This is a genomic window from Paenibacillus sp. FSL R5-0475, from assembly GCF_038004585.1.
Lineage (GTDB): Bacteria > Bacillota > Bacilli > Paenibacillales > Paenibacillaceae > Paenibacillus_AQ.
This window is the reverse complement of the sequence record NZ_JBBORK010000001.1, coordinates 2,179,370-2,205,869: the sequence shown is the minus strand read 5'-3', so window position 1 is coordinate 2,205,869 and position 26,500 is coordinate 2,179,370. Positions and strand designations below refer to the sequence as shown.

Annotated in this window: 32 protein-coding genes and 1 riboswitch; of the genes, 27 read left to right on the top strand and 5 right to left on the bottom strand. The window is 42.4% G+C overall.

Features of this window, described 5'->3' with window-relative positions:
* Positions 1 to 2: 2 nt before the first annotated feature.
* The 12 genes from MKX41_RS09630 (at position 3) to MKX41_RS09575 (ending at position 9,815) form a co-directional block, all read left to right on the top strand.
* Entirely contained in the window at positions 3 to 344 is a 342-nt protein-coding gene (locus tag MKX41_RS09630) for a hypothetical protein (protein ID WP_340969946.1), read from the top strand.
* Positions 334 to 771: a DUF2634 domain-containing protein gene (locus MKX41_RS09625; protein WP_340969944.1), complete on the top strand. Its 438-nt coding sequence runs from the start codon at positions 334 to 336 to the stop codon at positions 769 to 771. The genes MKX41_RS09630 and MKX41_RS09625 overlap by 11 nt, the downstream gene beginning before the upstream one ends.
* Positions 768 to 1,598 (top strand): baseplate J/gp47 family protein, encoded by an 831-nt coding sequence (locus tag MKX41_RS09620; RefSeq protein ID WP_340969943.1) that lies wholly within the window; start codon positions 768 to 770, stop codon positions 1,596 to 1,598. Before MKX41_RS09625 ends, MKX41_RS09620 begins: the two co-directional genes overlap by 4 nt.
* On the top strand, positions 1,595 to 2,137 hold the full coding sequence (locus MKX41_RS09615; RefSeq protein WP_340969941.1) for a hypothetical protein: 543 nt from the start codon (positions 1,595 to 1,597) through the stop codon (positions 2,135 to 2,137). Before MKX41_RS09620 ends, MKX41_RS09615 begins: the two co-directional genes overlap by 4 nt.
* Before the next feature lie 2 nt (positions 2,138 to 2,139).
* Positions 2,140 to 2,463: a hypothetical protein gene (locus MKX41_RS09610; RefSeq protein WP_340969939.1), complete on the top strand. Its 324-nt coding sequence runs from the start codon at positions 2,140 to 2,142 to the stop codon at positions 2,461 to 2,463.
* Entirely contained in the window at positions 2,453 to 5,932 is a 3,480-nt protein-coding gene (locus MKX41_RS09605; RefSeq protein WP_340969937.1) for a pyocin knob domain-containing protein, read from the top strand. The genes MKX41_RS09610 and MKX41_RS09605 overlap by 11 nt, the downstream gene beginning before the upstream one ends.
* 20 nt (positions 5,933 to 5,952) lie before the next feature.
* Positions 5,953 to 6,744 carry a hypothetical protein gene (locus tag MKX41_RS09600; RefSeq protein ID WP_340969934.1) on the top strand — a complete coding sequence of 264 codons (792 nt, stop codon included), beginning with the start codon at positions 5,953 to 5,955 and terminating at the stop codon, positions 6,742 to 6,744.
* 224 nt (positions 6,745 to 6,968) lie between these two features.
* Positions 6,969 to 7,253 carry a hemolysin XhlA family protein gene (locus tag MKX41_RS09595; RefSeq protein ID WP_149647245.1) on the top strand — a complete coding sequence of 95 codons (285 nt, stop codon included), beginning with the start codon at positions 6,969 to 6,971 and terminating at the stop codon, positions 7,251 to 7,253.
* Complete coding sequence (locus MKX41_RS09590; protein WP_340969928.1) at positions 7,254 to 8,171, top strand: peptidoglycan recognition protein family protein; 918 nt, start codon at positions 7,254 to 7,256, stop codon at positions 8,169 to 8,171. It abuts the gene before it with no gap.
* 15 nt (positions 8,172 to 8,186) lie between these two features.
* Positions 8,187 to 8,465 carry a holin gene (locus MKX41_RS09585; protein ID WP_340969924.1) on the top strand — a complete coding sequence of 93 codons (279 nt, stop codon included), beginning with the start codon at positions 8,187 to 8,189 and terminating at the stop codon, positions 8,463 to 8,465.
* A 138-nt stretch (positions 8,466 to 8,603) separates the two neighbouring features.
* On the top strand, positions 8,604 to 9,581 hold the full coding sequence (locus MKX41_RS09580; RefSeq protein WP_340969922.1) for a hypothetical protein: 978 nt from the start codon (positions 8,604 to 8,606) through the stop codon (positions 9,579 to 9,581).
* Between the two features lie 18 nt (positions 9,582 to 9,599).
* The gene (locus tag MKX41_RS09575) at positions 9,600 to 9,815 is read left to right on the top strand and encodes a hypothetical protein (protein ID WP_340969920.1); all 216 of its coding nucleotides are present in this window, start codon (positions 9,600 to 9,602) and stop codon (positions 9,813 to 9,815) included.
* A 51-nt stretch (positions 9,816 to 9,866) separates the two neighbouring features.
* Here MKX41_RS09575 and MKX41_RS09570 read toward each other — a convergent pair whose 3' ends face one another.
* The gene (locus tag MKX41_RS09570) at positions 9,867 to 10,556 is read right to left on the bottom strand and encodes a hypothetical protein (RefSeq protein ID WP_340969917.1); all 690 of its coding nucleotides are present in this window, start codon (positions 10,554 to 10,556) and stop codon (positions 9,867 to 9,869) included.
* Positions 10,557 to 10,801: 245 nt separating this feature from the next.
* Between MKX41_RS09570 and MKX41_RS09565 the strand changes: the two genes are divergently transcribed.
* Genes MKX41_RS09565 through MKX41_RS09555 form a run of 3 tightly spaced genes read left to right on the top strand, consistent with a single transcriptional unit; the run spans position 10,802 to position 11,776 of the window.
* Positions 10,802 to 10,999 carry a hypothetical protein gene (locus MKX41_RS09565; protein ID WP_340969915.1) on the top strand — a complete coding sequence of 66 codons (198 nt, stop codon included), beginning with the start codon at positions 10,802 to 10,804 and terminating at the stop codon, positions 10,997 to 10,999.
* The gene (locus MKX41_RS09560; protein ID WP_340969913.1) at positions 10,992 to 11,291 is read left to right on the top strand and encodes a hypothetical protein; all 300 of its coding nucleotides are present in this window, start codon (positions 10,992 to 10,994) and stop codon (positions 11,289 to 11,291) included. The genes MKX41_RS09565 and MKX41_RS09560 overlap by 8 nt, the downstream gene beginning before the upstream one ends.
* 11 nt (positions 11,292 to 11,302) lie before the next feature.
* Entirely contained in the window at positions 11,303 to 11,776 is a 474-nt protein-coding gene (locus tag MKX41_RS09555) for a hypothetical protein (protein ID WP_340969911.1), read from the top strand.
* Between the two features lie 261 nt (positions 11,777 to 12,037).
* Here the strand turns inward: MKX41_RS09555 and MKX41_RS09550 are convergent, their stop codons facing one another.
* Positions 12,038 to 12,232 carry a hypothetical protein gene (locus MKX41_RS09550; protein WP_339241463.1) on the bottom strand — a complete coding sequence of 65 codons (195 nt, stop codon included), beginning with the start codon at positions 12,230 to 12,232 and terminating at the stop codon, positions 12,038 to 12,040.
* A 206-nt stretch (positions 12,233 to 12,438) separates the two neighbouring features.
* Between MKX41_RS09550 and MKX41_RS09545 the strand changes: the two genes are divergently transcribed.
* The 3 genes from MKX41_RS09545 (at position 12,439) to MKX41_RS09535 (ending at position 13,391) form a co-directional block, all read left to right on the top strand.
* Positions 12,439 to 12,594 carry a hypothetical protein gene (locus MKX41_RS09545; RefSeq protein WP_197071257.1) on the top strand — a complete coding sequence of 52 codons (156 nt, stop codon included), beginning with the start codon at positions 12,439 to 12,441 and terminating at the stop codon, positions 12,592 to 12,594.
* A 27-nt stretch (positions 12,595 to 12,621) separates the two neighbouring features.
* A complete protein-coding gene (locus MKX41_RS09540; RefSeq protein ID WP_427472411.1) occupies positions 12,622 to 12,717 on the top strand; it encodes a sporulation protein YjcZ in 96 nt (31 codons plus the stop codon).
* A 521-nt stretch (positions 12,718 to 13,238) separates the two neighbouring features.
* A complete protein-coding gene (locus MKX41_RS09535) occupies positions 13,239 to 13,391 on the top strand; it encodes a hypothetical protein (RefSeq protein ID WP_340969906.1) in 153 nt (50 codons plus the stop codon).
* A 66-nt stretch (positions 13,392 to 13,457) separates the two neighbouring features.
* Here MKX41_RS09535 and MKX41_RS09530 read toward each other — a convergent pair whose 3' ends face one another.
* The 3 genes from MKX41_RS09530 to MKX41_RS09520 form a co-directional block, all read right to left on the bottom strand.
* The gene (locus tag MKX41_RS09530) at positions 13,458 to 13,622 is read right to left on the bottom strand and encodes a hypothetical protein (protein ID WP_340969904.1); all 165 of its coding nucleotides are present in this window, start codon (positions 13,620 to 13,622) and stop codon (positions 13,458 to 13,460) included.
* A gap of 222 nt (positions 13,623 to 13,844) precedes the next feature.
* On the bottom strand, positions 13,845 to 14,060 hold the full coding sequence (locus tag MKX41_RS09525) for a DUF3006 domain-containing protein (RefSeq protein WP_340969901.1): 216 nt from the start codon (positions 14,058 to 14,060) through the stop codon (positions 13,845 to 13,847).
* On the bottom strand, positions 14,061 to 15,119 hold the full coding sequence (locus MKX41_RS09520) for an MBL fold metallo-hydrolase (RefSeq protein ID WP_340969898.1): 1,059 nt from the start codon (positions 15,117 to 15,119) through the stop codon (positions 14,061 to 14,063).
* Positions 15,120 to 16,039: 920 nt separating this feature from the next.
* Between MKX41_RS09520 and MKX41_RS09515 the strand changes: the two genes are divergently transcribed.
* The 9 genes from MKX41_RS09515 to murB all read left to right on the top strand — a co-directional run bounded on the left by MKX41_RS09515 (position 16,040) and on the right by murB (position 26,486).
* Positions 16,040 to 17,356, top strand: a complete 1,317-nt coding sequence (locus MKX41_RS09515) for a hemolysin family protein (RefSeq protein ID WP_042188644.1) — start codon at positions 16,040 to 16,042, stop codon at positions 17,354 to 17,356.
* Between the two features lie 160 nt (positions 17,357 to 17,516).
* Positions 17,517 to 18,269, top strand: a complete 753-nt coding sequence (locus tag MKX41_RS09510) for a DsbA family protein (protein WP_340969894.1) — start codon at positions 17,517 to 17,519, stop codon at positions 18,267 to 18,269.
* The gene (locus tag MKX41_RS09505; RefSeq protein WP_076298723.1) at positions 18,266 to 18,730 is read left to right on the top strand and encodes a disulfide oxidoreductase; all 465 of its coding nucleotides are present in this window, start codon (positions 18,266 to 18,268) and stop codon (positions 18,728 to 18,730) included. The genes MKX41_RS09510 and MKX41_RS09505 overlap by 4 nt, the downstream gene beginning before the upstream one ends.
* Positions 18,731 to 18,927: 197 nt before the next feature.
* A riboswitch (cyclic di-AMP (ydaO/yuaA leader) is annotated at positions 18,928 to 19,086 on the top strand.
* A gap of 123 nt (positions 19,087 to 19,209) precedes the next feature.
* On the top strand, positions 19,210 to 21,027 hold the full coding sequence (locus MKX41_RS09500; protein ID WP_076283595.1) for an APC family permease: 1,818 nt from the start codon (positions 19,210 to 19,212) through the stop codon (positions 21,025 to 21,027).
* 202 nt (positions 21,028 to 21,229) lie between these two features.
* The gene (locus tag MKX41_RS09495) at positions 21,230 to 22,237 is read left to right on the top strand and encodes an ABC transporter substrate-binding protein (protein WP_340969890.1); all 1,008 of its coding nucleotides are present in this window, start codon (positions 21,230 to 21,232) and stop codon (positions 22,235 to 22,237) included.
* Positions 22,238 to 22,458: 221 nt separating this feature from the next.
* Positions 22,459 to 23,514, top strand: a complete 1,056-nt coding sequence (locus tag MKX41_RS09490) for a FecCD family ABC transporter permease (protein WP_339264976.1) — start codon at positions 22,459 to 22,461, stop codon at positions 23,512 to 23,514.
* Positions 23,514 to 24,548: a FecCD family ABC transporter permease gene (locus tag MKX41_RS09485; protein WP_340969887.1), complete on the top strand. Its 1,035-nt coding sequence runs from the start codon at positions 23,514 to 23,516 to the stop codon at positions 24,546 to 24,548. The genes MKX41_RS09490 and MKX41_RS09485 overlap by 1 nt, the downstream gene beginning before the upstream one ends.
* A gap of 75 nt (positions 24,549 to 24,623) precedes the next feature.
* Positions 24,624 to 25,424: an ABC transporter ATP-binding protein gene (locus MKX41_RS09480; protein ID WP_340969885.1), complete on the top strand. Its 801-nt coding sequence runs from the start codon at positions 24,624 to 24,626 to the stop codon at positions 25,422 to 25,424.
* A gap of 150 nt (positions 25,425 to 25,574) precedes the next feature.
* Positions 25,575 to 26,486, top strand: a complete 912-nt coding sequence (murB, locus tag MKX41_RS09475) for a UDP-N-acetylmuramate dehydrogenase (protein WP_340969883.1) — start codon at positions 25,575 to 25,577, stop codon at positions 26,484 to 26,486.
* The last annotated feature ends 14 nt before the right edge of the window (positions 26,487 to 26,500 follow it).

Sequence of the window (26,500 nt, the reverse complement as noted above, 5' to 3'; positions counted from 1 at the left end):
CGTTGCTAAATGACGCTTTGAATTTGTTGAAGGAAAAGACGAAAGGTCATATTGACGCCCGAGATACCGAACGAGCGACATTATTGAGTTGGCCTGGTAATCCGAAAATTCAGGTAGAAGGTGACCCGGAACCTTATCCTGCAGATAAACTGGTCTTTGCAGAATATCTTCAGGAACGCCGTATCGATGCAGTCTTTGAGGTTGAGCAACTTGAGGTTTCAAAGTTAACCGGTGTCCTAACGATCCCCAGCCCACTGAAGGTTGGAAATCAGCTTATTGTTTCTCGTATGACAGGCCAGCGGTACTATGTGCTCGGAAAGGATGTGGGCAGTAGTGGCGGATAGTTTGTTTCCTGATTTGGACATATCGGACATCGGAGAAGTCGAGCTGACAGAATCGGTTGTCTCGGCCAGCAAATGGACCTATGTTATCGATTATCGTGACCGGCGCGCCGTTCTTACTGAAGATGGCCACCCGAAGAAGACAGGTTCTTATGCTGAGTATTTGGTTCAGACAGCGCTCAAAATCCTTAATACGGAACGCTTTCGTTATGTCTTGTATGGGGAAGAGGTTGGTGTGGAGAGATCAGAGTGGTCTACTTGGGAAGATGTAGAGATCAAACGAGATATGGAGGAAGCTTTGACTGCTCATACCGAGATTGTGCGTGCTGAGGTGCGATCGATGATGCGAGAAGGACAGGAGATGCATCTTAGAATATTGATAACTGGCTTAGCGGGTCAAGTGGAACTGGAGGAGGCGATTAGTGTATGACCATAAAACTGAGTGATTTACCGTCACTCCCCTACATGCCTATCCTAGAAGAAGAGCCAGAGGAAATCTATCAACGTTGGGTGAACCGTGCCATAGCCCTGGCGCTTGATCGAGGGTTACCACCGCCACCAACTGGAGAAGGGGAGTACTTTTATGATTTGTGGTATCCTCTTGCGTTGGAGCTTGCCGAACAGCAGATGCTATGGACTTATGGATTCCTTCAGGGCTTTCCCATCTGGGCGGACTCTGAGTATCTCGATGGTCACGGATGGGCTGCAGGTCTTACCCGCAAGGAAGGTGAGAGTGATGATACATTTCGCTTGCGTATGCTTGAACGCGCTGCTACCGAAATTGGGAGCGGACGTCGCAAAGATTATGAAACCTGGGCCACGGATATGGCAGGTGTGGGTGGAGCCATTGCCCGTGAAAAAGAACGGCATGATAATTCCATTGATCTTTACTTGACCAACCTGAACGGACAGCCGATTACTGAGGAATTTGCTGAGACGGTCAAAGCATGGATGTGGGAGGAGCGTCGGATCGCTGGGCATGACTTATTGGTACATCCGGCTCCGGTCTTTAATGTACGCTTAGAGACACGCTTGCTAACGTCTAGCGGTACAGATCTGACTGTGCTGGCGGCAACCATTCAGCAGCGTGTATTGGATTACGCAAGCGGACGTTCCAAACTAATATACAATTATGTGGCTGCCTTGCTACTGCTGCCTGGCGTGGATGATTATGAGAGTTTAACCCTCAATGGGGATGTAGAGGATATTGTTCTCCCCTTGTCATCTGTTTTGAGAGTGGAAGTGATCTTGTTATGATCCCACTGAGATATCGCGAAATGCTGCCCCCTTATTGGTATGAGATTGATATGGCAGACCGGCATTTTTCAGTTTTTGAGAAAGAAATGGATGAACGCCTGCAGACGATAGATGATCTGAGCAATCAGTTTATCCTTAGGAGATCTACCTGGTCATTGTGGATTTGGGAGTGGATGTACTTTCGGAAGACACAAGAGGGAAGTGACGATGAACGTAGAGAGGCGATACGTCGGAAGCGCTGGGGCGATCGCCCTTTTAAGTTACCTCTGCTGCGGGAACTGGGGAATCAACATGGTAAGTTGATAAGTGTTTCAGAGGATTTTTTAGCAAAAGAGATCCATTTTGAATTTTCCTTAGTTCAACCGTTTAACATGGCAGGTCTACAGGCTGATTTTGAATACGTTCGTCCGGTTCATATTCGTCGAGCAGTATTTAGTTCAGTAGTTCCAACGCAAATCATTAATATTAAAGGTATTGGATACTCGCATGGAGTGGACTTTCCTATTTGTGGGTTTGAGATACCGTTTGGGGGAGGGTAGAAATGGCAGACGTAATTAAGCAATTGCTTCTGGATAAGTTGATTACAGATTTGAATGGTTATATCGTTAGCGCTCGAGTGAATATAGGAGGCGTTCAGACGACGTATCCTATTTACAACACAATTGTGTCTGGTATGTCTGTTCGAAAGTACATTTATATAACAGAGACGCAAGCCGTCGGCAAACAGCTTTTAGGCGCAGCCTTGCTGGATGCTGAAGGTAATATACTGGCAGACCAACCCCTTACCGTTACAAAAAACGATAAGGGGTTTTTGATTGCCTTTGAAATAGTTTTGAGATTGGAGGCGAATGTTGGTGGCGTATAACAAGCAGCAATGGAGGGACGAGATTCCCGATCTGACCAAGCCGATTAAGGATGCCTCAGGAAAGCAAAAGACTGATCCACAGACAGGACGCCCGCTTTATGAATTAGTCCAGGAGGGTACGAGGATTACATCGGTACGCTTGAATCATATTGAGGATGGTATTGAGACCGTCAATGAATTGGCGAATCTGAACACTACGGATATTGATGCTCATAAAAAAGATACAGTCACGCACATAACGGCTGCTGAAAGGGCGGAATGGAAGGCAAAGGAGACACCTGCAGGTGCTCAGACTAAAGCAGATGCTGCCCTATCAGCTGCCAAAACCTATGCAGATACCGCGCTGCTTGCAAAGGCAGATAAGTCATCTACTTACAGCAAAACGGAGACTGACCAGCGTATTCAAGCTGTGGTCGGGGCCGCGCCGGATGCTCTGGATACACTAAAGGAAATCGGAGATGCACTGAATAATGATCCAAACTTTGCGGCCACAGTCACCAATCAGCTCTCGGGAAAAGTGGACAAGGTATCAGGCAAACAACTTTCAACAGAGGATTATTCTTCTGCAGAGAAGGCGAAGTTGGCCGGGCTCATTCCTGGAGCTGGTGCTGCGGGATCGGCTACAGATACAACGATAGGTAATCGTACTGCGGATCCTTCGATTGCTACTCCCTATAGCTTAACGGGTTCTATCACTCAATGGTTTTCATGGCTTACTAAATATCTTAAAGCTATCACAGGTAAGGCTAATCCATTCGACACACCTGACATTACACTAGCTGCAACCAAGACTCACGTAGATAACACCACAGTACACGTTACAGCCGCAGAACGAACTGCTTGGAACGCAGCAGAGAGTAACGCCAAGAATGCATCTATTCCTAAGACAGAAAAGGGTTCTGCAAGTGGTGTTCCCGCCATGGATGCAGCGAAGCTTATTCTTGGAAATGGTATTCGGTTAGGCGCTACACCTTTCTATGGGCAACAGGCATTTCTGCTGACGTTGGCAGCAGTCAGTAACCAGAAAGCAGATATCATCATCTCTGGTCCTGTACACGGCAGAATAAAAGTCACTATAGCTGGAGCTTATGCAGGTACTGATGCCAAAGGTGTGCTCGTTAAGACTTATGCTGTAATCCTCAGCCCACCTAACGTAGTTAACAGTGCTCCATCGAGATACCTAGAAGCTACGGACGATCTGCCTAACCATATTTCTATTGGTGAAATTGCTTACGATGCTACCAATGCGCGCTACTTCATTCCAATCGAAGCACGCTCTGCTTACATCAATACTTTTTCTATCACTGTAGAGACTTGGTCTTCTGTTAGAGATGCAACTGTCTCTTTGTCACCTGTGTACACAGGCGCTGTTACTACACTTCCAAAAGCAGCACAGGTATTAGAAAACAACGTACAGCTTCTAAACGGAAAAGAGTTCCAAAAACACCAGCTGACGCAGAATGATGGTCTAGCATTTGTCTATTCGACAGGTTCACTGGACACACTTACAACCCCTGGTGACTACTACATTGGAGGAGCTGTAACAGGTAAGCATGCTGACTTTGGGTCTGGTCTAGTTGAAGTTCGTAGAATAGTTGGAGGTAACGCAGGTGTATTCCAGCGAGCAACTGACTTCTCATCTCTACGTTCCTTTATTCGATATCTCAGCGCTGCTGGTACTTGGTTGAGTTGGTACGAGTTTGAACACAGTGGTAGAAGGAATGTAGCTAATGGGTATGCAGGTCTAGACCCCGGTGGTGACGTATACGATGCTCAGATTCCTCCTAATATTGCACGTAAGGGCGTTGTGGTAGCTGATGGTACTGATTTGAATTCTATTGCAGAAGGAGAGTATTACTGCTATGGAAATGTTAACGCAGCTACTATGACGAATATGCCAGCAGCTGTAGCTGGTCAAGCGTTTTCTTTATCAGTAACTAAGCATGCAGGTTATAATCAAAGGCTTACTACTTACATTGCAGGAGTAACCATGCGTGTGTTTACACGGAACATCTATAACGGCGTATTCTCTGAATGGTACGAACTAGAGCACTCCGGCAAAAAGAACGCCGCTAATGGTTACGCAGGGCTAGACAGTAGCGCCAAGGTGCCAAGAGCTAATGCTTACAGCTCACTAGGTGGTGGGGCTACAACAATCACCAATATGGACACCTTGTATACAGCGGGAGTTTTCCCTATTGGAAATTCTGCTACTGGTGCTCCTGAAACAGGGTACGGGCAAGCTGTAGTGCACGTCAGTACAGGCGAAGTGCATGACAACTTAGGTAACTGGGTCTGGCAGATGTGGTTTGGCGTTACTGGAGGCACATGGGTAAGGCAGAAAGTTAATAATGGTATATGGCAGCCGTGGGCTAAGCTGTGGACTGAGAAGAATGACCAGCTGTTAATACGTCAACGAAGTAATGTAGCTGCAGGTACCGATCTGAACACCGTAACCACTTCGGGCGTTTACCACCTAAGCTCTGCATCAAGTTACACGAATAGCCCGGGCATTGACTGGTGTGCTTTGAATGTGTACGTAACCAGTACCGCCTATGTAGTACAAGAGGTTTATTCTGTTAATCTAATGAACAGGTCATTTAGGACAAGAACAGAGCTTGGCGTGTGGTCGCCATGGACTCCTGTCATTACAGGCGCTGGAGGAACCATGACTGCCGCTCTTGTTAGGAACTATGATGGTACTTTCTATAGTTACCGTAACTTAGTAGGGTATAATGCTACTGGTACTGCTACAGGGACTATTAAAATCACACTACCTAAAACATGGAGCAATACCATGATGAGTATCAAAATAAAAGGGTATGATTATACCCCAGGCAAAGGTGCTTGGGAATTGATTCTAGGTGGCTACAACTACTCTACTACTCCTGCTTGGGCTAACGTCAGTGCTGTGTTAAATGGTAGAGTTCCATTTGATCGAGTTCGTTTAGCTCATGATGGTACGAACAACTGCATTCTATTAGGAAGCCTCACTACTGTATGGGGTATTACACATATAGAGGTATCTGAATTTACGGCCGCTTTTGGTGCTATAACAGGCTGGGAGAAAGGCTGGCAGATGGGTTTGATTACCTCTGAAACAGGTATCTTCAATGCTGTAACACCAGCATTGACTCCGCAATATGGAAAAGCTAGTGCGACAAATTACTTCGTTACGACTACTTCTGAGTTTGCCTTTCTGGCACGTACGCCTGCGGAAAGTGGTAACTTCGAGGCGAGAGTGTACTTACGACTGACTGCTGCCTCTAGTGTAAAGGTAACAGCTACTTACAAAGATCATGCCTCTACAGTACAGAGCACGGTAATCGTAGACGATGTATTCCCTATAGGAAGCTACTCTCTACCCGTTGCTTTCTTCGCTGCTACTTCAGATAGCCCAATAAGCCTTTTGATTAAGTGTAGTGCAGCAAACGCAGTCTATGCGTCAGGCTCGATTATTGACTGCTAATAACAGATGGAGGTGTTACAATGGCTATTATATATACGCCCGGGAATGCCAAGGCATCACAAGTACTTGAAGGAGTCGGTTTCAGCGCTGGAGCGATTTACAATGGCGTAGGAACGATGGTGAGTAAGGCTGGCCAGTATCTCCCTGCAACGTTAGATGAATCATCATTTGGAGAAATTGCGGTAGTAGTTAAATCATCTGATGCAGGCTACCACGACGGAAGCACAAGATATGTCGTAGAAGAACCTAACCTCCAGCCATATAACATACCGCAAGGACTGATTATGTTTGGAATTCAGGGATCTATGGTTGTAAGATCGCCATCTACATTTAAAGAATTGTCAGCGTTTAAGGTGTCAATAAGTCCCGTAGCAGTTCCAGCAGATTTAGCCTACGATATCGTAGACTTTTCTACTGACATTCGACAGCTCATAATACACCTACATCCCAATACAGCAGCGCAAAATAGAATTATACGATCAGACCCTTCGTCTACCTTGACTTATACCGCAAGCATTGGTTTGTACAATGTCCGAACAGGGTTTTACGCGTCCCTTGGCTCAGCATGGCAAAATGATTCAGCCAACGCGACACAAACGTTACCCAATGTGTACTCAGTCACAAGGGACACTGGAAGAGGTTCTCTTGTAAGTCGTCAATCCTCCATAACTAGTAATATATCCACCGCTAATTTTCTGGTAAATGACCCCATAAAATTGCAATACCGTGTGGTTCCACGCGCTGGATATACTCCGACATCAGATATGACGAATGATCTGCTTTTGAATGGTCTCATTACTCTTGTAAGGTAGTGTAACCTTCCTAACTGTTAATCACTTATATAAATATTCCAATCTATATTACCCTTTTATATACTTAACAGGGCAATTAGATATAGAGGTGCCAGAGATTATCTTGAAGCATGGCTTGAAGAATTGATAGAGCAGAATGCGCCCTGTTTAGGCGTTTTTTATTTTGCCCTCGTAGCAGTTACGGGGGCTATTTATATTGTGAGGATTAGAGAGGGGGAGTAGGGATGTCAGGAGGAGGCGGAGTCTTGGGAACAGAGGATAAACTTGTGGAAATTCAGATACAGTTGGCCAGAATCGAAAAGACACTTGAAGCAGTACCTGCCTTAACAACGACTATTGAAGCAACGCGAGATTTAGCGCGTGAAGCTATGCAATCTACTAAATCAGCACATCATAGGCTAGACAGGATTGAGGACGCACAGCGTTGGCTTTGGAGGACTGTTGGCGGGGCAATCATTACAGTGATTATAGGGGCCATTGTGGTGGCTATCAGAATGGGAGGGAACTAAGTGATTAAAGATAAATACCCGATTGAACGGCGTTATATCAATAAGCGTCAAAATGTACGACCCGGCACCCGTTTAACATCGGGAACGCCGGGTTTTTTAGTTGCTCATGATACAGGTAATCCAGGGGCAACGGCGGATAACCACTTTACTTATTTTCAAAATCTTAAAGAACGCTCAGCCTCGGCTCAGACATTCATTGATGATAAAAAGATATTAGAGATCATCCCAACAGGTACGGGGCCAGATCCAGCAGAAAAGGCTTGGCATGTCCTATACAGTGTTACAACTGACAATAAACTTTATGGAGATGATGCTAATGATATCGCATTAGGTGTGGAGCTATGCTATGGAGGTAAGATAAATACCCTTGAGTCGTACAAGCGTTTTGTGTGGTATATGGCTTATTGCTGTGACAAGTGGGAACTTAACTCACTGACACACATCCCAAGTCATAAGCAGTTAGATCCTGCGCGTAAACGCGACATTGATCAGGCATTAGCGACTGTAGGTAAAACACTTAAAGATTTGCTTTATGATGTGGTAGCAGAAATTAAAGAACAGCCAGTGTCCGTTATACCGCCTGTTGCTGTGCAAATGCCTGCCAGTGTAGCTCAAAGGTTAATCGATGATTATGTATCCCCAGCATGGTTTGTGGCTCATAGGGAAAAGGATCAGGTGGGCTTAACACATTTTCACAACCTTGCTGATAATCTGAGGACGGCTGCGGGTATCCCGTTACAGCCAGGATCAACGGCGCCTTTTAAACAGTTATTCAAGAGTAATGCTCAGGAGATTATCTTTAGATGGCTCTCTCCTGGATGGTTTGCCGCTCAACTCAAGGGAGATAAATCAGGAATGGCTTATTTTAAAAATATAGCTGATCACCTGCGGCGTGCTGCAGGGATACCAACCGAATAAAAGGGGAATTAATTTATGAATAATGAAGTGTTAAATAACGTTCTAGCTTTTGCTTCTGTTCTGGCAGTGTTTGTGTTGGCGGGGGTACAGTTTGTAAAGACCTCAGTTAACGTGCCTAAAAACATATTGCCGTTGATTGGGTTGGTTATCGGCTTACTGGTTGGCGCTGCTACTTATCCGTTTACCGAGCTAGAACTTGTGCTTCGACTGTGGGCTGGAGGCTTGGCTGGACTATCTGCTACTGGATTGTTTGAATTGGCGTTTAGTAAGAGGGATGGGAATACAAAAGAATAAAGAAATTAGCCCACTGGCTTCGGCTGGTGGGCTTTTTTTGTTTTTGTAAATATATAATTTACATCATATTCCTTATTGTAATATAGTTATTTGGAGGACCTTATCAATTCATTAAATTCATTCGCTGGAGGAAATTCGATGAAATACATGTTTTTAACCATTCTTCATAATTTAAAAATAGAATCTATATTAAATAAAGGAATCAATATATATAGTGGCACTAGAATTTCAAACGGAAATGGTGTTCTTCAAAGAACAATATTTTCAAATTTGCTAAGGAGTACAGCCGGGGTACATTCTACTGATGAATTTATTAATAAAGTTTATTACTATAAAATCGGTGAATTTACTGATGTTGTGACGAAAGAGGAAATGGACACAAGAGGGTCGATGACAACTTTTCATTTCTTAAGAGAAGCTGAACAATTCGTTCATTCACTTTGGATGACAAAAGACAACAACGTTTATATTAGAGATGGATTTCTAATTGTTTATGAAGATGATTTGGAACAAGGCTTTACTTATAAAGCGTCTCTTACGACAATCTATTCTGCATCTTCAGGCAGCGAACTTGAATCCAGTTTTTCAAAAGAAGAAGTAATTGATGCAATTTCTTATTTCACTCCATTTACTTTAGAAGAAATGAAGGCGGAAAATTTCGGGGGAAAGTACCTTACTAATAACCACTTCTATAAAAGCTCACAACAAACCCGATTTGATAGAGCGCTGTACTTTGTTGCTGCAGCAAGAGCTGCTGGTGCTCCTCCCATGAAGATTGTATCTTACTGTACTGCCCTAGAATGTTTATTTACTACTGATAAATCTGAGGTTGTACATAAAATTGCCGAAAGGACTGCTACCTTGCTGGGGAATTCGGGAGAAAATAAAAGAGAGATATTTAATTTTGTGAAAAAAGCATATGGACTAAGATCTACAGTTATTCATGGCGCGCTAATTAAAGGGAATGACCATGATTTGATAAGTGTTACAACAGGACTTGATGATATCTTAAGAAGAATTATTAAGCATGAAGACCATGAAGTTTTTTCAATTGAAGAGAAGGAACTTGATAATTATTTTTTGAGTATGCTGTTTAATTATGGAGGGGGACTTTAATGCAATGGAGTGATCGTTTTGAGTAATATTTTTAAAGTCCTGAAGACAGATGCAGAATTTCTAACGGCTGCTTTGTCGCAGTCTCAAGTGGATATACTCGAACTCCGCGGTGATCTATCTGGTTGTATAATTGATTGTGAGGGTCCAGTCCAAAAATGGAGTCCAGTGAGCGTTAAGGTTGCGGATGCTTACTACATGAGAAGTGAATTTGAATTTAGGATGGTTTTGGCATAAGCGTGTATAACAAATACCCCGTCAACCTTAAGTGGTCGGCGGGGTATTTTTTTACTTTGTTGTGTATTCACTTACCTCAAAGGTTAGGATCTTATCATGTATTACGTACTCTGTACGTTTACTGAATGGACCTTTGTTGTTATTGTGCTTGTCTATCCCATAACGGGCAGATCCGGAACCTGTATCATACCAGTTAAGGAATGCATTAACTTCAGTCATTGTTAGGTCAAATTCTTTATCAATACCTGTAGTTAAAGTAAGGACCAGTATTGCTCGATCACCTGATGGAACTTCAGGTGTCGGTGTCGGAATTACTGTTGGTTCTGGTGTTGATATTGGTGTTGGTTCGACAGTAGGTTGAGGCGTTGGAGCTACTGGTAAGGCACCGTTTTTAACTAAGGTTATTTTATTCCCAGCACTATTTCTAGCATAGGCCATGGATTCTGGATTTCCAGAAAAATAGGCAATGATATAGCGGAAGTCTAAGGTGTTGACTTCTAATCCATCACTGAACCCAGGATTGGTGAAAGTTTTTAATAATACATTATTTTTATCATATACTTCAACTCGTTTAGCAGCAACACCGCTATAGTTTGCTGTGAAATATAACTGAGTTATTGTATTTTTAGAATCGTAACCAATATCGCCTACATAATAATCTTCTTCAGCAGCAAATACTCCAGTTAATGGTATACCAGCAAATACTAATAATAATACAATGACTATCATTATTTTTTTCATATCATTCACTCCTCAAATTGTTTTGAAAAACATTACTCTTTAATCGCGCCTTTCTTTGGATTTCAATACAAATTTTATAATTAAAATAATAATTTGCATAAACATTTTTTTATAATTATGTAAAAAGATATATGTTTTTGTTTAAATAGATAATAAACCCATTGCGGAGAGAGCGTTTTAATTGATTTGCGAACAAATGTTCCGTTATGATACAAACGAATGTTCCTATTATGGAGGCGTAAATTATGAAGATGATTACCGGGCAGACGGTGGAAATCGTCTATCAAGATAAATCAGGTAAGATCACTCAACGGAAAATTGAAGTAAACGGCATTCGTGCCAGCCGTATTAGGGCTACTTGCCTGACCACTGGGGCACCGCGTGTGTTCTTGGTAGCGAGTGTCCTCTCGTGGCAGCCTGTAGTGGAGAAGCGTCATGCTTGATGATACTTCGCGCAAGCTGCTGCGGATTATATCGCAGTTTAGATATCATTTTAGGCGGATGCCCAACATCAAAGAGTTGGGACGATTGAGCGGACGTCGCCCGGCGGAGATAATTAAGGGGTTTAAGGTGTTGTCTGCGGAGCATTATATAGTTTGGGATGTGTCTACGCCTATCGAGACAACAATTATTATCGATGGTTGGGAACGAAACGTACCGTACGAAAAAACGCCACAACAAGGCACAGAGAACGGAAGAGGCGGTACTAATATTGATTACTGGCTTTATCATTAGGAGGGGTCACTGTGACCAAATTGGACGGTAATGAACGCTGGAAAACGAAAATGATCATGACCGAGCATGTTGAGCAGTACGAGGAACAGCAGCGTGAGAACCCAGATAAAATGATAACTATGGAGGAACGTACGATGGTTCGAGACCTCATTTTGCTTCCTTATATAGATACTATGGTTAGCAAGAGCCTGAAAGAGATCGAGCCCTCCAGCAACATTCTTAAACGTGCCTATTTGATGGCTGGTGAAGCCATACAACGCCGGATCATGCAGGATACCTATCGACTGCAGAAAGAGCTGAAGCAGCGGAATATCAAAATGCTGGCGGATGAGCAGGATGATTATATCACGTATTACAAAATCTTTTGCCGAGGATATCAGGAACGCTTTGGATTAACTCGTGATGTTATGCGGACAGAAATCAGCCTACGGCTAACCAAATACACATCAGAACTTGGAAGCATCTTAAAAGACTACCTGAAATAACAAATCCCCCGTCAACCGTAATTGGTCGTTGGGGGATTACGGTGGAATCGTAGAGGGATATACACCTAAGCTCGCTGGAGCTCATTTTGTTCGGGGACGGTTTGAGTTTAGAACATACATAAAATAACCCGCCGGGCTTATGCCTGACGGGTTTTCCTGTTTTTCTAATCTTGAATACAAATTACATGTTGTATCATGGGCTGTACTCCGCATTACGCACAAGGAAACTTTGAGATATGCTTTCTGTATCTTAATAGTCTTTTAGCCGAATAACCTTGAGAGCAGAATAATCTCCGCCAATCGTATGATGCGTCTTCTTCTACGCCCTCTAATAATGGAACTTAGAATAAGAAAATCTGTGCCAACTGATGAGAGAGTTCCGGTAAAAACACTTCCAGTGGTTATCACCTGTACGCTTTTGCCCTGTAGTAATTTGGCTTGTTTGCGAAAGTTCATGGTTTATTCCCCCTTTCTCTTACTGATAAGGAACGTATAGTAGGGTATTCCTGAACAGTAATGTTTGATAGATATAAACGTGGAGAAAGTAACCTGATTTCCACTGCTTGTGGTTGGGGTGAACGCTAATTTCCATTTACCCCAAGCACCGATACAAATCCCGCATATCTTAGTTTTGTATCCAATTAAAAAGGAGGAATTGACAAATGGGCGAAGTACGTGGAGAACGTTGTTGCGGCGTTGGTGAACGTGAACGTGAACGTGAACCTGAACGTTTTGTTGGTGGAGCCTTTACGTCCACAGGTGCAATCTTGGTGCTCTTTATCCTGCTGGTCATCATTACAAAAGCTTGTATATTCTAAATTGTATTCATTTACAAAGGAGGAATTATGATGGGTGATTTTGCTGGAGGATTTACTTCTACCGCTGCAATTCTGGTTCTATTTATCTTGTTGGTAATCATCTCTAAGACTTTCTTTATCTAAGTTTCAAACCTCCCAATATAGCTGCACCTAATTAAATCCGCCAGTACTCATGCTGGCGGATTTTTTAAACACATAATCAAAGACATATCCCCGTCAACCTTAACTGGTCGGCGGGGATTTTTCTGTTTATGTAACTTGATATTCAACGAATGTTCATTTCTTAATTCGCAAAGACCAATACGAAAGCTAAGGTCGGGATTCCAAGAATACCAATTAATGTCCATACTAACCGAACTGGAATTGTGACCGTCAATTTAACCACCTCCCATGTATTTCTTTATTCGTTCAACATTGGCTCAGTAAATCGTTCGCACTCATTGTCCTATCATTTTATATAAGGCTAGTATCATATCGGAACAAACATCCAATCACTAAGCTCTATCAACACATAATCTACATGGTATTAACAACGATGGAGGTGAATTGAATAATGCACACTAGCTCTGCTACGATTCTGGTGCTATTCATTTTATTGGTAATTATCGCTTGTAGCTGCGGCGTCTTCCCACGCGAAGAGAGACGTGAAGAAAGATGTGAAAGACGAGGAGAAAGACGAAGCGAAAGACGAGAAGAAAGACGAAGCGATAGACGAGAAGAAAGACGAGAAGAAAGACGAGAAGAAATACCCTTTTTATTTCCCTTTATTATTTAATTGCGTAACCTCAGTTCGTTAATTCCTAAAATAACATTAATGAGAAGGCCCATTCTATGGGCTTTCTTTTTCCAATGAAACTTAATATTCATTTTGTATCATCAGGAATATAATAATATGTATCTTCTAGCTGACTCAAAATCCTAATTTTCACTGGTTCAGAAAGTGTCCATAATTCTAGAAGTGAGGCAGCCATTTTTTCAAGATATGCTTTATAATGTTGAAGCTGTTTTTCAATAAATTTATTTTCCATCCAACACACATTCCTTGTTCTTTGACTCCCGAAGGTGGGGGATTTTTGTTTTATAAGCTATCTTCCATAATAGGTCGATGATACATATCCTCGCCAGCTTTTCTTGCAGATACAGCATCCTCGAACAAATGGAATATGACAATGATTGGATTAAGATCGACGATGTTATTCAGGTGACTACATAAAAAAAATGCCCCGGAAGCTATCGTCGGGGCATAACTATTATTCCTCGAATAACTCATCCATTAAACTATCCATTTCTTCTTTCCGCGAGGCTGTACCCTCAGTATCAATTATGACCTTGTCTTCTTCGAAAATAAGCGTGTCTCCAGGCTTAACCTCCGCCGGTAGTTCTGATCTAAGGACATCTTCGGTTTTACCATCAAATTCAATGACTGCATATTCACCCTCGAAGCGATCAATGATTCCTTTCTGCATTTACTTGGCCCCCTTAGTCGATGTAAAGGTAATTTTATTGCCATCACTTATTGCAGTAATTGTACCTTTTTGATCAGTTCGTAACACTGAAGTATTCGCATTTTTTAACCTTGTAAGTATTCCGGAATCTGGATGCCCATAATTGTTTTTACCTACGCTTATTACTGCGTACTGTGGTTTAACGGCGTCGACGAATGCTTTGCTAGTTGAACTACTGGAGCCGTGATGTCCGACTTTTAATACGTCAGCTTTTAAATTCATGCCATCGGCTAACATATCGTTCTCTGATACCTTCTCGGCATCGCCGGTAAACAGGAAGGACTTGTTTTTATAAGTAACTTTTAAAACAGCACTCCAGTCATTAAGATTATCCCCATACGATCTAATAGGAGCCAGAAACTTCGCCTCAACACCAGTCAAAGGAATAGTAGTGCCTTTAGTCACTGATTTGATGGTACGTCCTTCATTCTTCACAGCGGTTAAAAAATCTTTGTATGTTTCAGTGGTATGTGATACCTTTGGGGCGTAGACAGATTTAACGTCCAACGCTTTCAAAACATCATCTAACCCACCAATGTGATCTGCGTCAGGATGAGTAGCAACGAGGGCATCAAGTGTTTTTACACCAAGGCCATTCAGGTACTTTACTATATTCTTGCCCTGATCGTTATTACCTCCGTCAATGAGGACATATTGATTATTCGGAGTCCGAATTAGAGTAGAGTCACCTTGTCCAACATCAAAAAAGTAGACCTGAAGAGTACCAACGTTCTGTTTCTTTGGTAAAAGCAAAGCTGGAGCTGGAACTGGTGTGGCAGTAGGCTTTGCTGTTGGTTTCGCGGTAGGTTTAACAACTGGTTTAGCCGTGGCAGCCGGTTTTGAATTTGAACTTCCTCCATTATGGTAATGGTATTCTCCGTCTTCCAGTCCCCACTTTGCACAATTTGTACGGCAATAATGACCGCCTTTTGCATCTGTGCGTCCTGGATGTGCCTCAGCAAGTACAGGCATCAACAATAAAACAAGGGACATGATGATTGGTACAATAATTCTTTTCATAAAAAAATACTACCCCCAATGTATGATTCTGGGAGTAGTCTATCAGAATAAGGTAATATTTTCTACTTTAATTCGTAACTATTTAATTTATCTTGGTTGTGTTCGTATGAAAAATTAATTTATTTTTGTATTATATAGTCTAAAAAAAGGAGGACATGGAAGGGGACATTGGTCACAAATTTGGTCACAAACTCATTTTAATTAAGTTTAATCAATATTAGCTAATCCCAATAAAAACAAGAATTCTTGTATAGAGTTTAAGGCATTTAACCCTTTCCTCTATATCAGTTGGTTAGAGCGGTCGGTTTATAACCGATTGGTCGGGGGTTCGAGTCCCTCAGGACCCACTTATCAAAAAACCTTACTTTGTAAGTTTTTTTGCTGTCTTGAGAGTGCAATAGTAAATGGTCACATTTTGGTCATGGCGTTGATGTTGTGACTGACTGATGTTCGAAAATCAGTCTAGACTGGCAAGCGTTATGAATGATCATGAGTAGCAATTGGAACTTCAACGTAAGCTGGAGGTGCTCCGGTTGACGGGACGGGTTCTAAAGACTTAACATATATAATAGAAGGAACACATTTATAAGAAATTAGAACAAAAGAAAATCATCTGATAAAATCACGGAAAAATCACATAATCTCTTTTTATTAGTTTGTACCTGTTTCTACTATTAAGGGGGATGTGTCCATCAGCGGCAAAAATAGATCATATTTTTACACTGGTTTTGACCTGTTTTGATGGGCTATGTAATAATATAATAAAGTATATATTCAAAAACGTGATTCCAGACTGGAGATGAAACCATTGGGAAATTGATACTGAAAGGAACAACTGGCAAGCTTCTTGCCGATACTCTGAAAAAACGAAGGAGGTGGGCCTATCCATCCGTACGGAGAATGATGGATAGGATTATAAATTGAGCGACCCTTTACCCGGTATATTACACGTAGGTCTTATTATTCTGTTGGTATTATTAAATGGATTTTTTGTTTCAGTCGAATACGCAATGGTGAAAGTACGAAGCGGTAGAATTGATACCCTTATTGAAGAAGGTAGTAAAAAAGCTTTAAAAGCGAGAAGCATCGTACGCAACTTGGAAGGTTATCTATCCGCCTGTCAGCTTGGTATTACATTGGCTTCACTTGCGCTAGGATGGTTGGGGCAACCCGCTATAGCTAACCTTGTAGGGCCCTTATTAGGAAGTATAGGTTTTGGAGTAACCGCTGTTAATGTTGTATCTTTGATTATTGCTCTAATGTTTATCACTATCTTGCATATCGTACTAGGAGAGCTTGCACCTAAGACTATTGCAGTTAACAAGGCTGAATCTGTCCTTTTGCTAACATCTGGGCCGATGAATGTGTTTTACAAGATCATGTATCCAGTGATTTGGATCGTAAATGGGCTGGCACGTGGTTTATTACGGATCTTCCGTTTATCCCCTGCTTCAGAGCTGGGAACGGCGCATACGGAAGAAGAAATCCGTATTATCATGCAAGAAAGTAATAAAAGCGGCTTTATTGATAATACCGAAATGGCGCTGGTTGACAATATTTTTGAATTTGTGGACACAATGGCCCGTGAGATCATGATTCCTCGAACAGAAATGATTTGTCTGAATAATCATCTTTCAACGGAAGAGAACCTTGAGATTGCTTTTGATGGAATGAGGACGCGTTATCCAGTCTGTGATGGTGATAAGGATCATATCCTAGGCTTCATTCATATCAAGGACTTAATTAGGGATCGTGAACAAAGCTATAATAAATTGATTCGTCCTATACTAACCGTACCAGAATCTATTCAGATTAGTGCTCTGCTGAAAGTCATGCAGCGCGCAAAGACACAAATCGCCATTCTGATTGATGAGTACGGTGGAACATCAGGAATGGTTACGCTGGAAGATATCATGGAGGAAATTGTAGGAGAAATTCAGGATGAGTTCGATGAGGAACGTCCTGGTGTTGAGAAGCTGGGGGAGGATGAACACTCCATCGACGGCTTGATGCTTATTGAAGAGATCAATGATCTTTTGGGGCTCCATATGGATACTGAGGATTATGATACGATAGGCGGTTGGCTGTATTCTAAATTGGAGGTTAATCCACCTCAAAAAGGACAGTCTGTAGAATTTGATGATCATCTGTTTATTGTGGAAGAAACGGATAATAAGCGGATTTCTCGAATTAAGCTGCTGAAGTTACAGCTATTGACTGAAGAAGCTGGTGCATAACGAACTTATTAGTAATTATTAGGACACAGTGCTATAGCGCTGTGTCTTTTTTACAGCGTTTTTACAGTATTGTTTGCCAAAAAGAGATTAAAAATTATATAATTTTAAATGTATATGATAAAAACTACATTAGTCCACAGAGGACAGAAAGGAACTCTCCTTGAGTAAACCTAATAAAAGTACAAGCGTTCCCCAGCTTAGCAAACAAGAGAAACGGCGGGTAGAACAGGAGCAGCAAAAGCAGAAGACGAGAATTTTAATTATTAGTTCAATAGCTTTAGTAGTCATCATTTTTGTTGGATTGTTTATGTTAGCTTCGAAAGATGCCGCAAAAAATGCCACTTCGGGAGAACCAGTAGCATTCAATTACAGTGAGCTACCTAGAGTCGGTAAAGAGGATGCACCTGTTAAAATTGTTGAATTTGGAGACTTAAAATGTCCAGCGTGTTCCCAATTTGCAACTTCAGTTAAACCGAAAATTGTTCAAGATTTTGTCAACGAGGGAAAAGCAGCGCTCTACTTTGTAAATATGGCTTTCGTTGGTCCAGACTCTGAAACTGCCTCACTTGCTGCATTATCTGTTTACCATCAGAATCATGATGAATTCTGGAAGTTCTATGATGCTGTATATGCTCAGCAAGGTGATGAGAGCGAAGAATGGGCGACTGAAGATTTCTTAGTAAGCCTTGCGGAGAAAGAGAAGTTAGCTATCGATTACGAACTGCTTCGTAAAGATATTAAGGATCGTACGTATGCAGATGAGCTGAATAAGGGTATGCAGTTAGCTAGTGAAGCTGGGGTGACGACTACACCATCCCTTTATATCAATGGAGTAATGACTGCGGATCCATTTAACTTTGAAGCGATTTCAACTGAGATTAACGACGCCGCAAAAGCTGTGGAGGCAAAGTGACAAAGTTCCTATCTTTTTGCAAGCGTAACTGCCTGTATCTGGCCTGGTTCGTCTCTTTAGTTGCTGTTGCTGGTAGCTTGTATCTGAGCGAAGTATTGAAATATGAACCTTGTAAGCTTTGCTGGTTCCAGCGAATTTTTATGTATCCTCAGTTATTCCTCTTGGGAATTGCGACGTTTCGAGGGGATAAAAGGATTATCCCATATGTTCTTCCACTAAGCTTGATTGGTGGTAGTATCTCGATCTATCATTATGCGGAGCAGAAGATTCCTGCGTTAAGTAAAGTGCTTCCTTGTACAATTGGAGTTCCTTGTAATAAAGATTACTTGAACTTTTTTGGATTCATTACGATTCCTTTCCTTGCATTAATCGCTTTTGTTTTAATTAGCATTTTACTTTGGTACGGACGTAAGGAAGAAGAAGTGATGGAGTTAGATACAGAGGAAAGTTTAGGATTTTGATTTTTTAACTTTAAGTGATCCGAAAAAATGTGAAAAGTGATTAAAAACACGATCCAGAGGGATAATTGAAGAGAATGAAAGAGAGCATCCAATAAGACGCTGTATTTGCGCTTACTGGATGTTTTTTCATTCTTTTTTCATTTTTTTCAACGCTTTACTGTATACACTTTGTAGACTAATATTAGACCTTGTGAGAAGTTGAATATGCGCTGAATTTTCTTAGGAAAAACGGGGGAACCAAACTTGGCATATGTGCCAATGGGGTGAATCGGAATGGGTCGATTAGACTTTTACCGTAGGGCTAAACCACAGCCCGAATCCGCCAGCTAACCTCGTAAGCAAAGGTGGGATAATGACCATGCATAGCATGCGGATCATTTCCGTATGCTATTTTTAGTGTCTGCATTTATGAAATCCACCAATGAAAACAGCGCGCGGAAATTCCGTTTCAGCTCCCAAAGAAAGGAACTGTATCCACCATGGTAAGCAAGGTAAAACGACTATTGATCGGGCGTCCGATGAAGTCGAACGAACTCGATCATGAAAAGTTATCCAAGGTTAAAGCACTGGCTGTCCTGTCTTCTGATGCGCTCTCGTCTGTAGCCTACGGAACGGAACAAATTTTGATTGTACTGGTGGCTGCGGGGTTTACTGCCATCTGGTATTCCCTGCCAATTGCATTAGCCGTATTGGGCCTGCTGGCCATCCTGATTTTATCCTATCGGCAGACGATTTACGCTTATCCTCAGGGAGGCGGAGCTTACATCGTTGCCAAGAGTAATCTTGGTGTTCCGACAGGGCTCTTAGCAGGAGGGTCTTTGTTAGTGGATTACATTCTGACCGTAGCTGTTAGTGCGTCGGCAGGGACGGATGCGATCACATCGGCTTTTCCAAGTCTTCATAATCACACCGTTCTTATTGCAGTATCAGTTATTATTTTACTTACTTTGATTAATCTTCGCGGAGTTACAGAATCAGCTTCATTCATCGCAATCCCAGTGTATTTGTTTGTAGTGTCGATTGTAGTGTTGATTATCTCCGGTATTATTAAATATGCAGCGGGTGGCGTACATGCGAATGTCCCTGAAATTGGCTCTGCTGTTTCTAATGTTAGTTTGTTTCTACTATTAAAAGCCTTCAGTTCTGGCTGTTCGGCACTTACGGGTGTAGAGGCTGTATCTAATGCCATTCCAAACTTTAAAGCACCAGCTGAAAAGAACGCAGCCAAGACCTTAATGGTCATGGGGGTTATACTTGGATTTATGTTTACAGGTATCACACTACTGGCGTATTGGTACGGCATAGTGCCTGATGAAAAGGCAACGGTTGTTTCTCAGATCGCTGAATCGACCTTTGGCCGCGGAACCTTATATTTTTTCATTCAAGGTATCACAGCAGTAATTTTGTTCTTGGCAGCTAATACAGCTTACTCAGCGTTCCCGCTGCTCGCATTTATGTTTGCAAAAGATAAATATATGCCACATGCTTTTATGGTTCGTGGAGACCGTCTAGGTTTCTCTAATGGTATTATTTTTCTAGGTGTTCTGTCTGCTGTGCTTGTAGCTGCATTCCACGGAAATACAGAAAGCTTGATTCCACTTTATGCGGTTGGTGTATTCATTCCTTTCACATTGTCACAGCTAGGAATGATGGTTCATTGGTTTAAAACAAAACCATCGGGATGGAAAAAAAGATTTGTTGTAAATACCATCGGTATGCTGACTACATTGACGATTACGCTTATTTTTATCATCACTAAATTCTCAAGCGTATGGATGGCTTTCATTTTCTTACCTGCTGTAATGTTCGTGTTCCACCGGATTCACAAGCACTATTTGAACACTGCAGATCAGCTTCGTATATGCCCGAGTACAGATAAACCTTTGATTAAAGGCAGTACAGTTGTTGTTCCTGTTGCGGGTGTAACACGTGCTGTACTACATTCCATCAGCTATGCCAAGTCTCTAACGGATAATGTTGTAGCCGTGTATGTTGGCTTTGATGAAGAGGACATTCAAAAAATGGAGCAACGGTGGGAGGAATGGAATCCGGGTGTACGCCTGATTGTACTTCGTTCCAGATATCGCAGTATTATTCGTCCGTTAGTGAAATTTATTGATACAGTGGAGTGGAAGACCGCAGCGACGGATCATATCACGATTCTGATTCCACAGTTTATAACTAAGCATTGGTGGCAAGCTGTACTTCATAATCAGACCAGCTTTTTAATCCGTTCGTATCTAATGAATTCAAAAGATGTTGTAGTTGCGACTGTCCCATATCATTTGAATAAATAATGGATCATTAAGGAGAGGCTATATCCGGAACGTTCGGAATATAGCCTTTTTTTGTATTTTTAAGAAGGAAATTATTACAAATCCACAAAATTTAAAATTTATATGTTGACATAGAGAATGAGAATCAATATCATTTAAAAGTGAGACTGAGGTAGTCAACACCTTTGAATAACATAGGATGTACACACTAGGAGGGTATTTAATGTTTTTGTTTAACAGAAAAAGATTTGGAAGCATGAAATTAACGATGGTCGGATTAATGGTGATGGTGCTATTCTTATCCGCTTGCGGTAATAATAATCCCGGTAACGCTTCAAACGCAGGAACAGACAAAGCGACGGCACCTACTGCTGAAGCTACAGAAGCTCCTGCAGCTGCTAAGACGTTAACGGATGCAATGGGACATGAAGTAACGATTCCAGCTAATCCTGGGCGTGTACTGGGTTCTTATTTGGAGGATGCTTTGGTAACTCTAGGTGTGACTCCAGTAGCGCAATGGTCAGTGACTAATGGTATTCAAGATTATCTGTCCACTGAATTGAAGGATGTTCCTACGATCAGCTACGATCTTCCGCTCGAGGCAGTAACCAGCTTCGCTCCGGATCTTATCCTCATCCCATCGGAGTCATCTGTACAGAATGGTATCTATGACCAACTGAATAAGATTGCACCGACTTATGTGATTGGGGATAAGCTAAATCAAGATTGGCGTAAATCGCTACTCAAGATTGGTGAAATTCTGAACAAGACACCTGAAGCAGAGAAAGCCATTAAAGATTATGAAGACAAGGCGGCTGCAGCGAAAGAAAAGCTTAAAGGAGCTATTGGAGATGAGTCCGTGGCGATTTTATGGTTGGTACAAAAGAACTTCTATATTGTAGACGAAACCCGCAGCAGTGGTGCTGTATTATATACAGACCTTGGTGTAAAGCTGCCTAACTTAGTAACAGAAATTCCTGTTGGTACAAGAGCTACTTGGAATCCAATTTCGCTAGAGAAGCTTTCTGAGCTGACAGCAGATCATATTATCCTTGTAAATAGTGATAAGACTGAGGGTTCGGAGATTCTGGACAGTGCAATTTGGAAAGGCATCCCGGCTGTAAAAGCTGGCAATGTGCATGAAATGAGCTCAACAAGCAGTTGGCTATACAGTGGTGCGAACGCTGGTGGCAAAATTATTGATGATGTGTTAAAAAGTTTTGTGAAATAAAAAGTCGTAATTCACCATGAATGAGACTGATCATTTGGGTGGGGAAGGGCGTGCAGATCAAGTATCTTAAGATGCTTAGATCTGCACCATTTTTTTATAAACCATTCCTGTATTACTGAAAAATAACTCCTACAATTGTACAACCTAATTTTTTTTGCGATAATGAGAATGATTGTTGTTATCATATAGAACATTGTAACTATCGATTAAGGAGACGACTCATGGTTTCACCCTCAGATTTCGCACATCGTAATAAAAATGATACACAAAAAGCTATACATACCCGACCGGCAGCTGCAATGGGTATTCTAGTGATTGGACTCGCTGCCATTGCCTTTGGACTGGCACTTTCGGTCTCAGTAGGTGCGGCAGATATCAAGCTAGCTACGGTATGGGAAGCAATATTTCATTTCAATCCAGATGTACAAAAACATCAGGTGATAAGAGAACTGCGATTTCCACGCGCGATAGCAGGTGCTTTGGTCGGTGCTTGCTTCGCTGTAGCAGGGGCAATCATGCAGGGGATGACAAGGAACCCTCTTGCGGATTCAGGTCTGTTAGGCTTGAATGCGGGAGCAGGTGTAGCGCTGGCCATAGTTTTTGCTTTTGCACCTTCGCTCTCCTTCACTTCACTTATGTTGTTTTGTTTTATAGGTGCTGCTATAGCGTCTTTTATCGTATTTGGAATCGGGTCGCTATCTTTTAATGGCCTTACCCCTTTACGTTTGACGCTGGCAGGTTCCGCGGTTAGTGCACTACTGGTTGCTGTTAGTCAGGGCATAGCTATTCTTTTTAACTTATCCCAAGATATAGCCTTCTGGTTGGCTGGCGGAATGGGTGGGGCAAGCTGGACTCAGATCAAGATTATCTTCCCTTGGGTGTTCGTGGCACTAATCGCAGCGATGATGTTATCGCGGTCAGTCACCTTGCTCAGCTTAGGAAGAGAAGTTGCAGTTGGTCTGGGGCAGCGGACAAGATTAGTACAGTTGGCATGTATGATTGTTGTAGTAGTTCTTGCCGGAAGTGCAGTCTCAATGGTTGGCCCGATTGCTTTTATAGGACTAATTATTCCACATGTAGCACGTTATTTCGTTGGAGTAGATTATCGCTGGATCATTCCTTGCTCGGCAGTTCTTGGAAGCTTATTGATCATCTTTGCGGATATCGCCGCTAGAATGATAAATGCCCCTTATGAGACGCCGCTAGGCGCATTAATTGCCATCATCGGTGTACCTTTCTTTATTTACTTAGCGAGTAAGCGGAAGGGGGAGCTGTAATGCACAGAACAACCCTTTCTCCCAATGACAATGAACGCCGTACACGTGCTATTACAGTGTTATCACTCCTTGCCATATTGATCGTTGTTGTTTTTATTGTCAGTATGAATACAGGATTTATGCGTCTATCCCCACGGGAGGTATTACATACACTGCTGGGTGATGGAACTCATCAGCAAAAGCTTATTTTATTTGATTTCAGATTGCCTCGCATCGTAATTTCATTGTTGGTTGGAGCGGGCTTTGCGGTGTCAGGCTGTATTTTACAAAGTCTCGCAAGAAATGCACTTGCTGAACCGGCTACGCTGGGCATAAGTGCGGGTGCTGGTTTTGCGGTAATCATTTTTATCTCGTTTTTTCCGGCTACAACAGCAGCTCCGGTATTTGTCTTGCCGCTCTTAGCGCTTGGAGGGGCTAGCTTAACCGCCGCTTTAATCTATATTCTTGCTTATAGAAAAGCAGATGGTCTATCTCCAACGAGGTTGATCCTTATCGGGATTGCAGTCGCTGCCGGAATTAACGCTTGCCAGCTGGTGTTGGCACTTCGGCTTGATCCCAATAATTATCAGTTTGTAGCGACTTGGATCGCCGGGAAAATATGGGGTGGCGATTGGAGATTCGTCCTTGCTCTGCTACCTTGGATAGCGATTCTGTTACCGTTCGCCTTCTATAAAGCCCGTATTCTTAATGTATTGAATCTAGGGGACCATACTTCAGTAGGACTTGGAATGCGAGTGGAGAAGGAGCGTATTCTTCTTCTAGTGACTGCAGTTGCGCTTGCCGGCTCCTGCGTTGCTGTAAGTGGAGGAATTGGCTTTGTCGGCCTAATTGCACCACATCTTGCCCGCAAGCTTGTGGGACCCCGTCATCAGGTATTATTGCCCGCTAGTGCGTTGACAGGGGCGCTTCTTATGATTACTGCTGATACTATCGGCAGATGGGTGTTACAGCCTGCAGAAGTTCCAACAGGCATCGTGGTTGCGATCATTGGTGCACCTTACTTTTTATATTTACTCGCCAAATCGAAAGCATAATGCGTACGAAGCGAGTTTTACTATGTAGTTCATTCTAGGAGCATAGCTCCATAAAACTTTTAAGGAGTTGTTAACATGTCAGAACGTTTGAACACAGAAGAGTTAAGTATTGGGTATGCAGAGGCTACAATTGTTAAAGGGTTGAACTTAACTATCCCTACGGGAAAAATAACCGCACTAGTGGGCGCTAACGGTTCTGGTAAATCTACAATTCTTAAAACAATGGCCCGGATCATGAAGCCTAAGAGCGGCAGTGTAATGTTGGACGGTAAATCGATCCATAACTTTTCAACGAAAGAGGTAGCTCGTCAGCTTGCGATCTTACCGCAAAACCCAACAGCTCCAGACGGTCTAACGGTCTCTGAACTTGTCAGCTATGGTCGCTTCCCGCATCAAAAAGGATTTGGCACAATGACAGCAGAGGATCGCAGCATTATCTCCAACGCAATCACTGTTACAGGTATGGATCCTTTCCATGACCGTCCGATTGACCGCTTATCTGGAGGACAACGTCAGCGTGCTTGGATCGCTATGGCATTGGCGCAAGAAACTGACATTCTATTCCTGGACGAACCAACAACATTTCTAGATATGGCTCACCAGCTTGAAGTTCTACAGCTTCTGCAAAAGCTGAATGAGGAAGAAGGCCGTACCATTATCATGGTCGTGCATGATTTGAATCATGCTACTCGCTATGCACAACATATGGTAGCTATTAAATCCGGTACTGTGGTTAGTGAAGGCTCACCTACTGAAGTTATGACACCAGATGTACTGCGGGAAGTGTTTGGAATTGAGGCAGATATTGTTCCAGATCCACGCACCGGTGTGCCGCTGTGCCTTCCTTACGAGCTTGCGGCCTACAAAGCTGTGTAATCATAATCGAAAATCATACACGAACAGGCTCCCGTCATTGACAAGGGAGCCTGTTCGTTGTTACAGTTGTGGTTGCCTACAAATCCATGATACTACTACTAAAAATAGATCAAGGACCATCATTTATACATGGTTAAAGGAGCATGAAACATGAATATTGACAAAATTCAAAATGACCTAGAGCAGTTAATGACTGCAGGGATTGTGAAGAGTCATGAGAACTTAAAAGATCACGTGTATACCAAAATGGGCGGTAAAGCTGATATTTTGGCAGCACCAGCTACTTATGAGGAAATTCAAAAGATCGTTACATATGCGGAACAGAATGGGATAAACCTTACGGTACTTGGGAACGGCTCCAATGTGATTATCCGTGATGGAGGTGTGCGTGGAATAGTTCTGCAAACGGCAGGACTAACGGATGTGGGGATTCGAGACAATCTCTTATATGCGGAGTGCGGCGCTAAGATTATTGATGTTTCCAGATATGCGCTGGATATGGAGCTTACGGGTCTTGAGTTCGCCTGTGGCATTCCAGGAACGGTTGGTGGAGCGTTATACATGAACGCAGGCGCTTACGGCGGAGAAATTAAAGATGTACTGTATAGTGCACTGGCTATAACTAAGAGCGGACAATTAGTGACTCTGCAAGGGGATGAGCTGCAATGGGGTTATAGAAAAAGCGTGTTCGCAAGCGGTGAATACATCGTACTTGAGGCCAATTTTGCTATGACTTCTGGTGATGCATTAGCCATCAAGTCGAAAATGGATGAACTTACTTACTTGCGTGAATCTAAGCAACCGCTTGAGTATCCTTCCTGTGGTAGTGTCTTTAAACGTCCTCCAGGTCGGTTTGCAGGTCAGTTAATTCAAGAGAGTGGATTGCAGGGAACAAGAATCGGTGGTGCTGAGGTATCCAAGAAGCATGCAGGGTTTATTGTAAATGCAGATAATGCAACAGCCAGCGATTACATTGGGCTAATTCACCATGTAAGAGCGACTGTGAAGGATAAATTCGGCGTGGAGCTTGAAACTGAAGTGGAGATCATTGGAGAAGAGTAACTATTAATTAGAAA

Coding starts and splice junctions, on each gene's coding strand:
- MKX41_RS09500 (WP_076283595.1), top strand. CDS start 19,210: ATGGTAAGCAAGGTAAAACGACTATTGATCGGGCGTCCGATGAAGTCG.
- MKX41_RS09565 (WP_340969915.1), top strand. CDS start 10,802: ATGAAGATGATTACCGGGCAGACGGTGGAAATCGTCTATCAAGATAAA.
- MKX41_RS09520 (WP_340969898.1), bottom strand. CDS start 15,119: ATGAAAAGAATTATTGTACCAATCATCATGTCCCTTGTTTTATTGTTG.
- MKX41_RS09495 (WP_340969890.1), top strand. CDS start 21,230: ATGTTTTTGTTTAACAGAAAAAGATTTGGAAGCATGAAATTAACGATG.
- MKX41_RS09490 (WP_339264976.1), top strand. CDS start 22,459: ATGGTTTCACCCTCAGATTTCGCACATCGTAATAAAAATGATACACAA.
- MKX41_RS09615 (WP_340969941.1), top strand. CDS start 1,595: ATGATCCCACTGAGATATCGCGAAATGCTGCCCCCTTATTGGTATGAG.
- murB (WP_340969883.1), top strand. CDS start 25,575: ATGAATATTGACAAAATTCAAAATGACCTAGAGCAGTTAATGACTGCA.
- MKX41_RS09570 (WP_340969917.1), bottom strand. CDS start 10,556: ATGAAAAAAATAATGATAGTCATTGTATTATTATTAGTATTTGCTGGT.
- MKX41_RS09620 (WP_340969943.1), top strand. CDS start 768: ATGACCATAAAACTGAGTGATTTACCGTCACTCCCCTACATGCCTATC.
- MKX41_RS09485 (WP_340969887.1), top strand. CDS start 23,514: ATGCACAGAACAACCCTTTCTCCCAATGACAATGAACGCCGTACACGT.
- MKX41_RS09600 (WP_340969934.1), top strand. CDS start 5,953: ATGGCTATTATATATACGCCCGGGAATGCCAAGGCATCACAAGTACTT.
- MKX41_RS09560 (WP_340969913.1), top strand. CDS start 10,992: ATGCTTGATGATACTTCGCGCAAGCTGCTGCGGATTATATCGCAGTTT.
- MKX41_RS09610 (WP_340969939.1), top strand. CDS start 2,140: ATGGCAGACGTAATTAAGCAATTGCTTCTGGATAAGTTGATTACAGAT.
- MKX41_RS09550 (WP_339241463.1), bottom strand. CDS start 12,232: ATGAACTTTCGCAAACAAGCCAAATTACTACAGGGCAAAAGCGTACAG.
- MKX41_RS09480 (WP_340969885.1), top strand. CDS start 24,624: ATGTCAGAACGTTTGAACACAGAAGAGTTAAGTATTGGGTATGCAGAG.
- MKX41_RS09525 (WP_340969901.1), bottom strand. CDS start 14,060: ATGCAGAAAGGAATCATTGATCGCTTCGAGGGTGAATATGCAGTCATT.
- MKX41_RS09545 (WP_197071257.1), top strand. CDS start 12,439: ATGGGCGAAGTACGTGGAGAACGTTGTTGCGGCGTTGGTGAACGTGAA.
- MKX41_RS09585 (WP_340969924.1), top strand. CDS start 8,187: ATGAATAATGAAGTGTTAAATAACGTTCTAGCTTTTGCTTCTGTTCTG.
- MKX41_RS09595 (WP_149647245.1), top strand. CDS start 6,969: ATGTCAGGAGGAGGCGGAGTCTTGGGAACAGAGGATAAACTTGTGGAA.
- MKX41_RS09540 (WP_427472411.1), top strand. CDS start 12,622: ATGATGGGTGATTTTGCTGGAGGATTTACTTCTACCGCTGCAATTCTG.
- MKX41_RS09580 (WP_340969922.1), top strand. CDS start 8,604: ATGAAATACATGTTTTTAACCATTCTTCATAATTTAAAAATAGAATCT.
- MKX41_RS09530 (WP_340969904.1), bottom strand. CDS start 13,622: ATGGAAAATAAATTTATTGAAAAACAGCTTCAACATTATAAAGCATAT.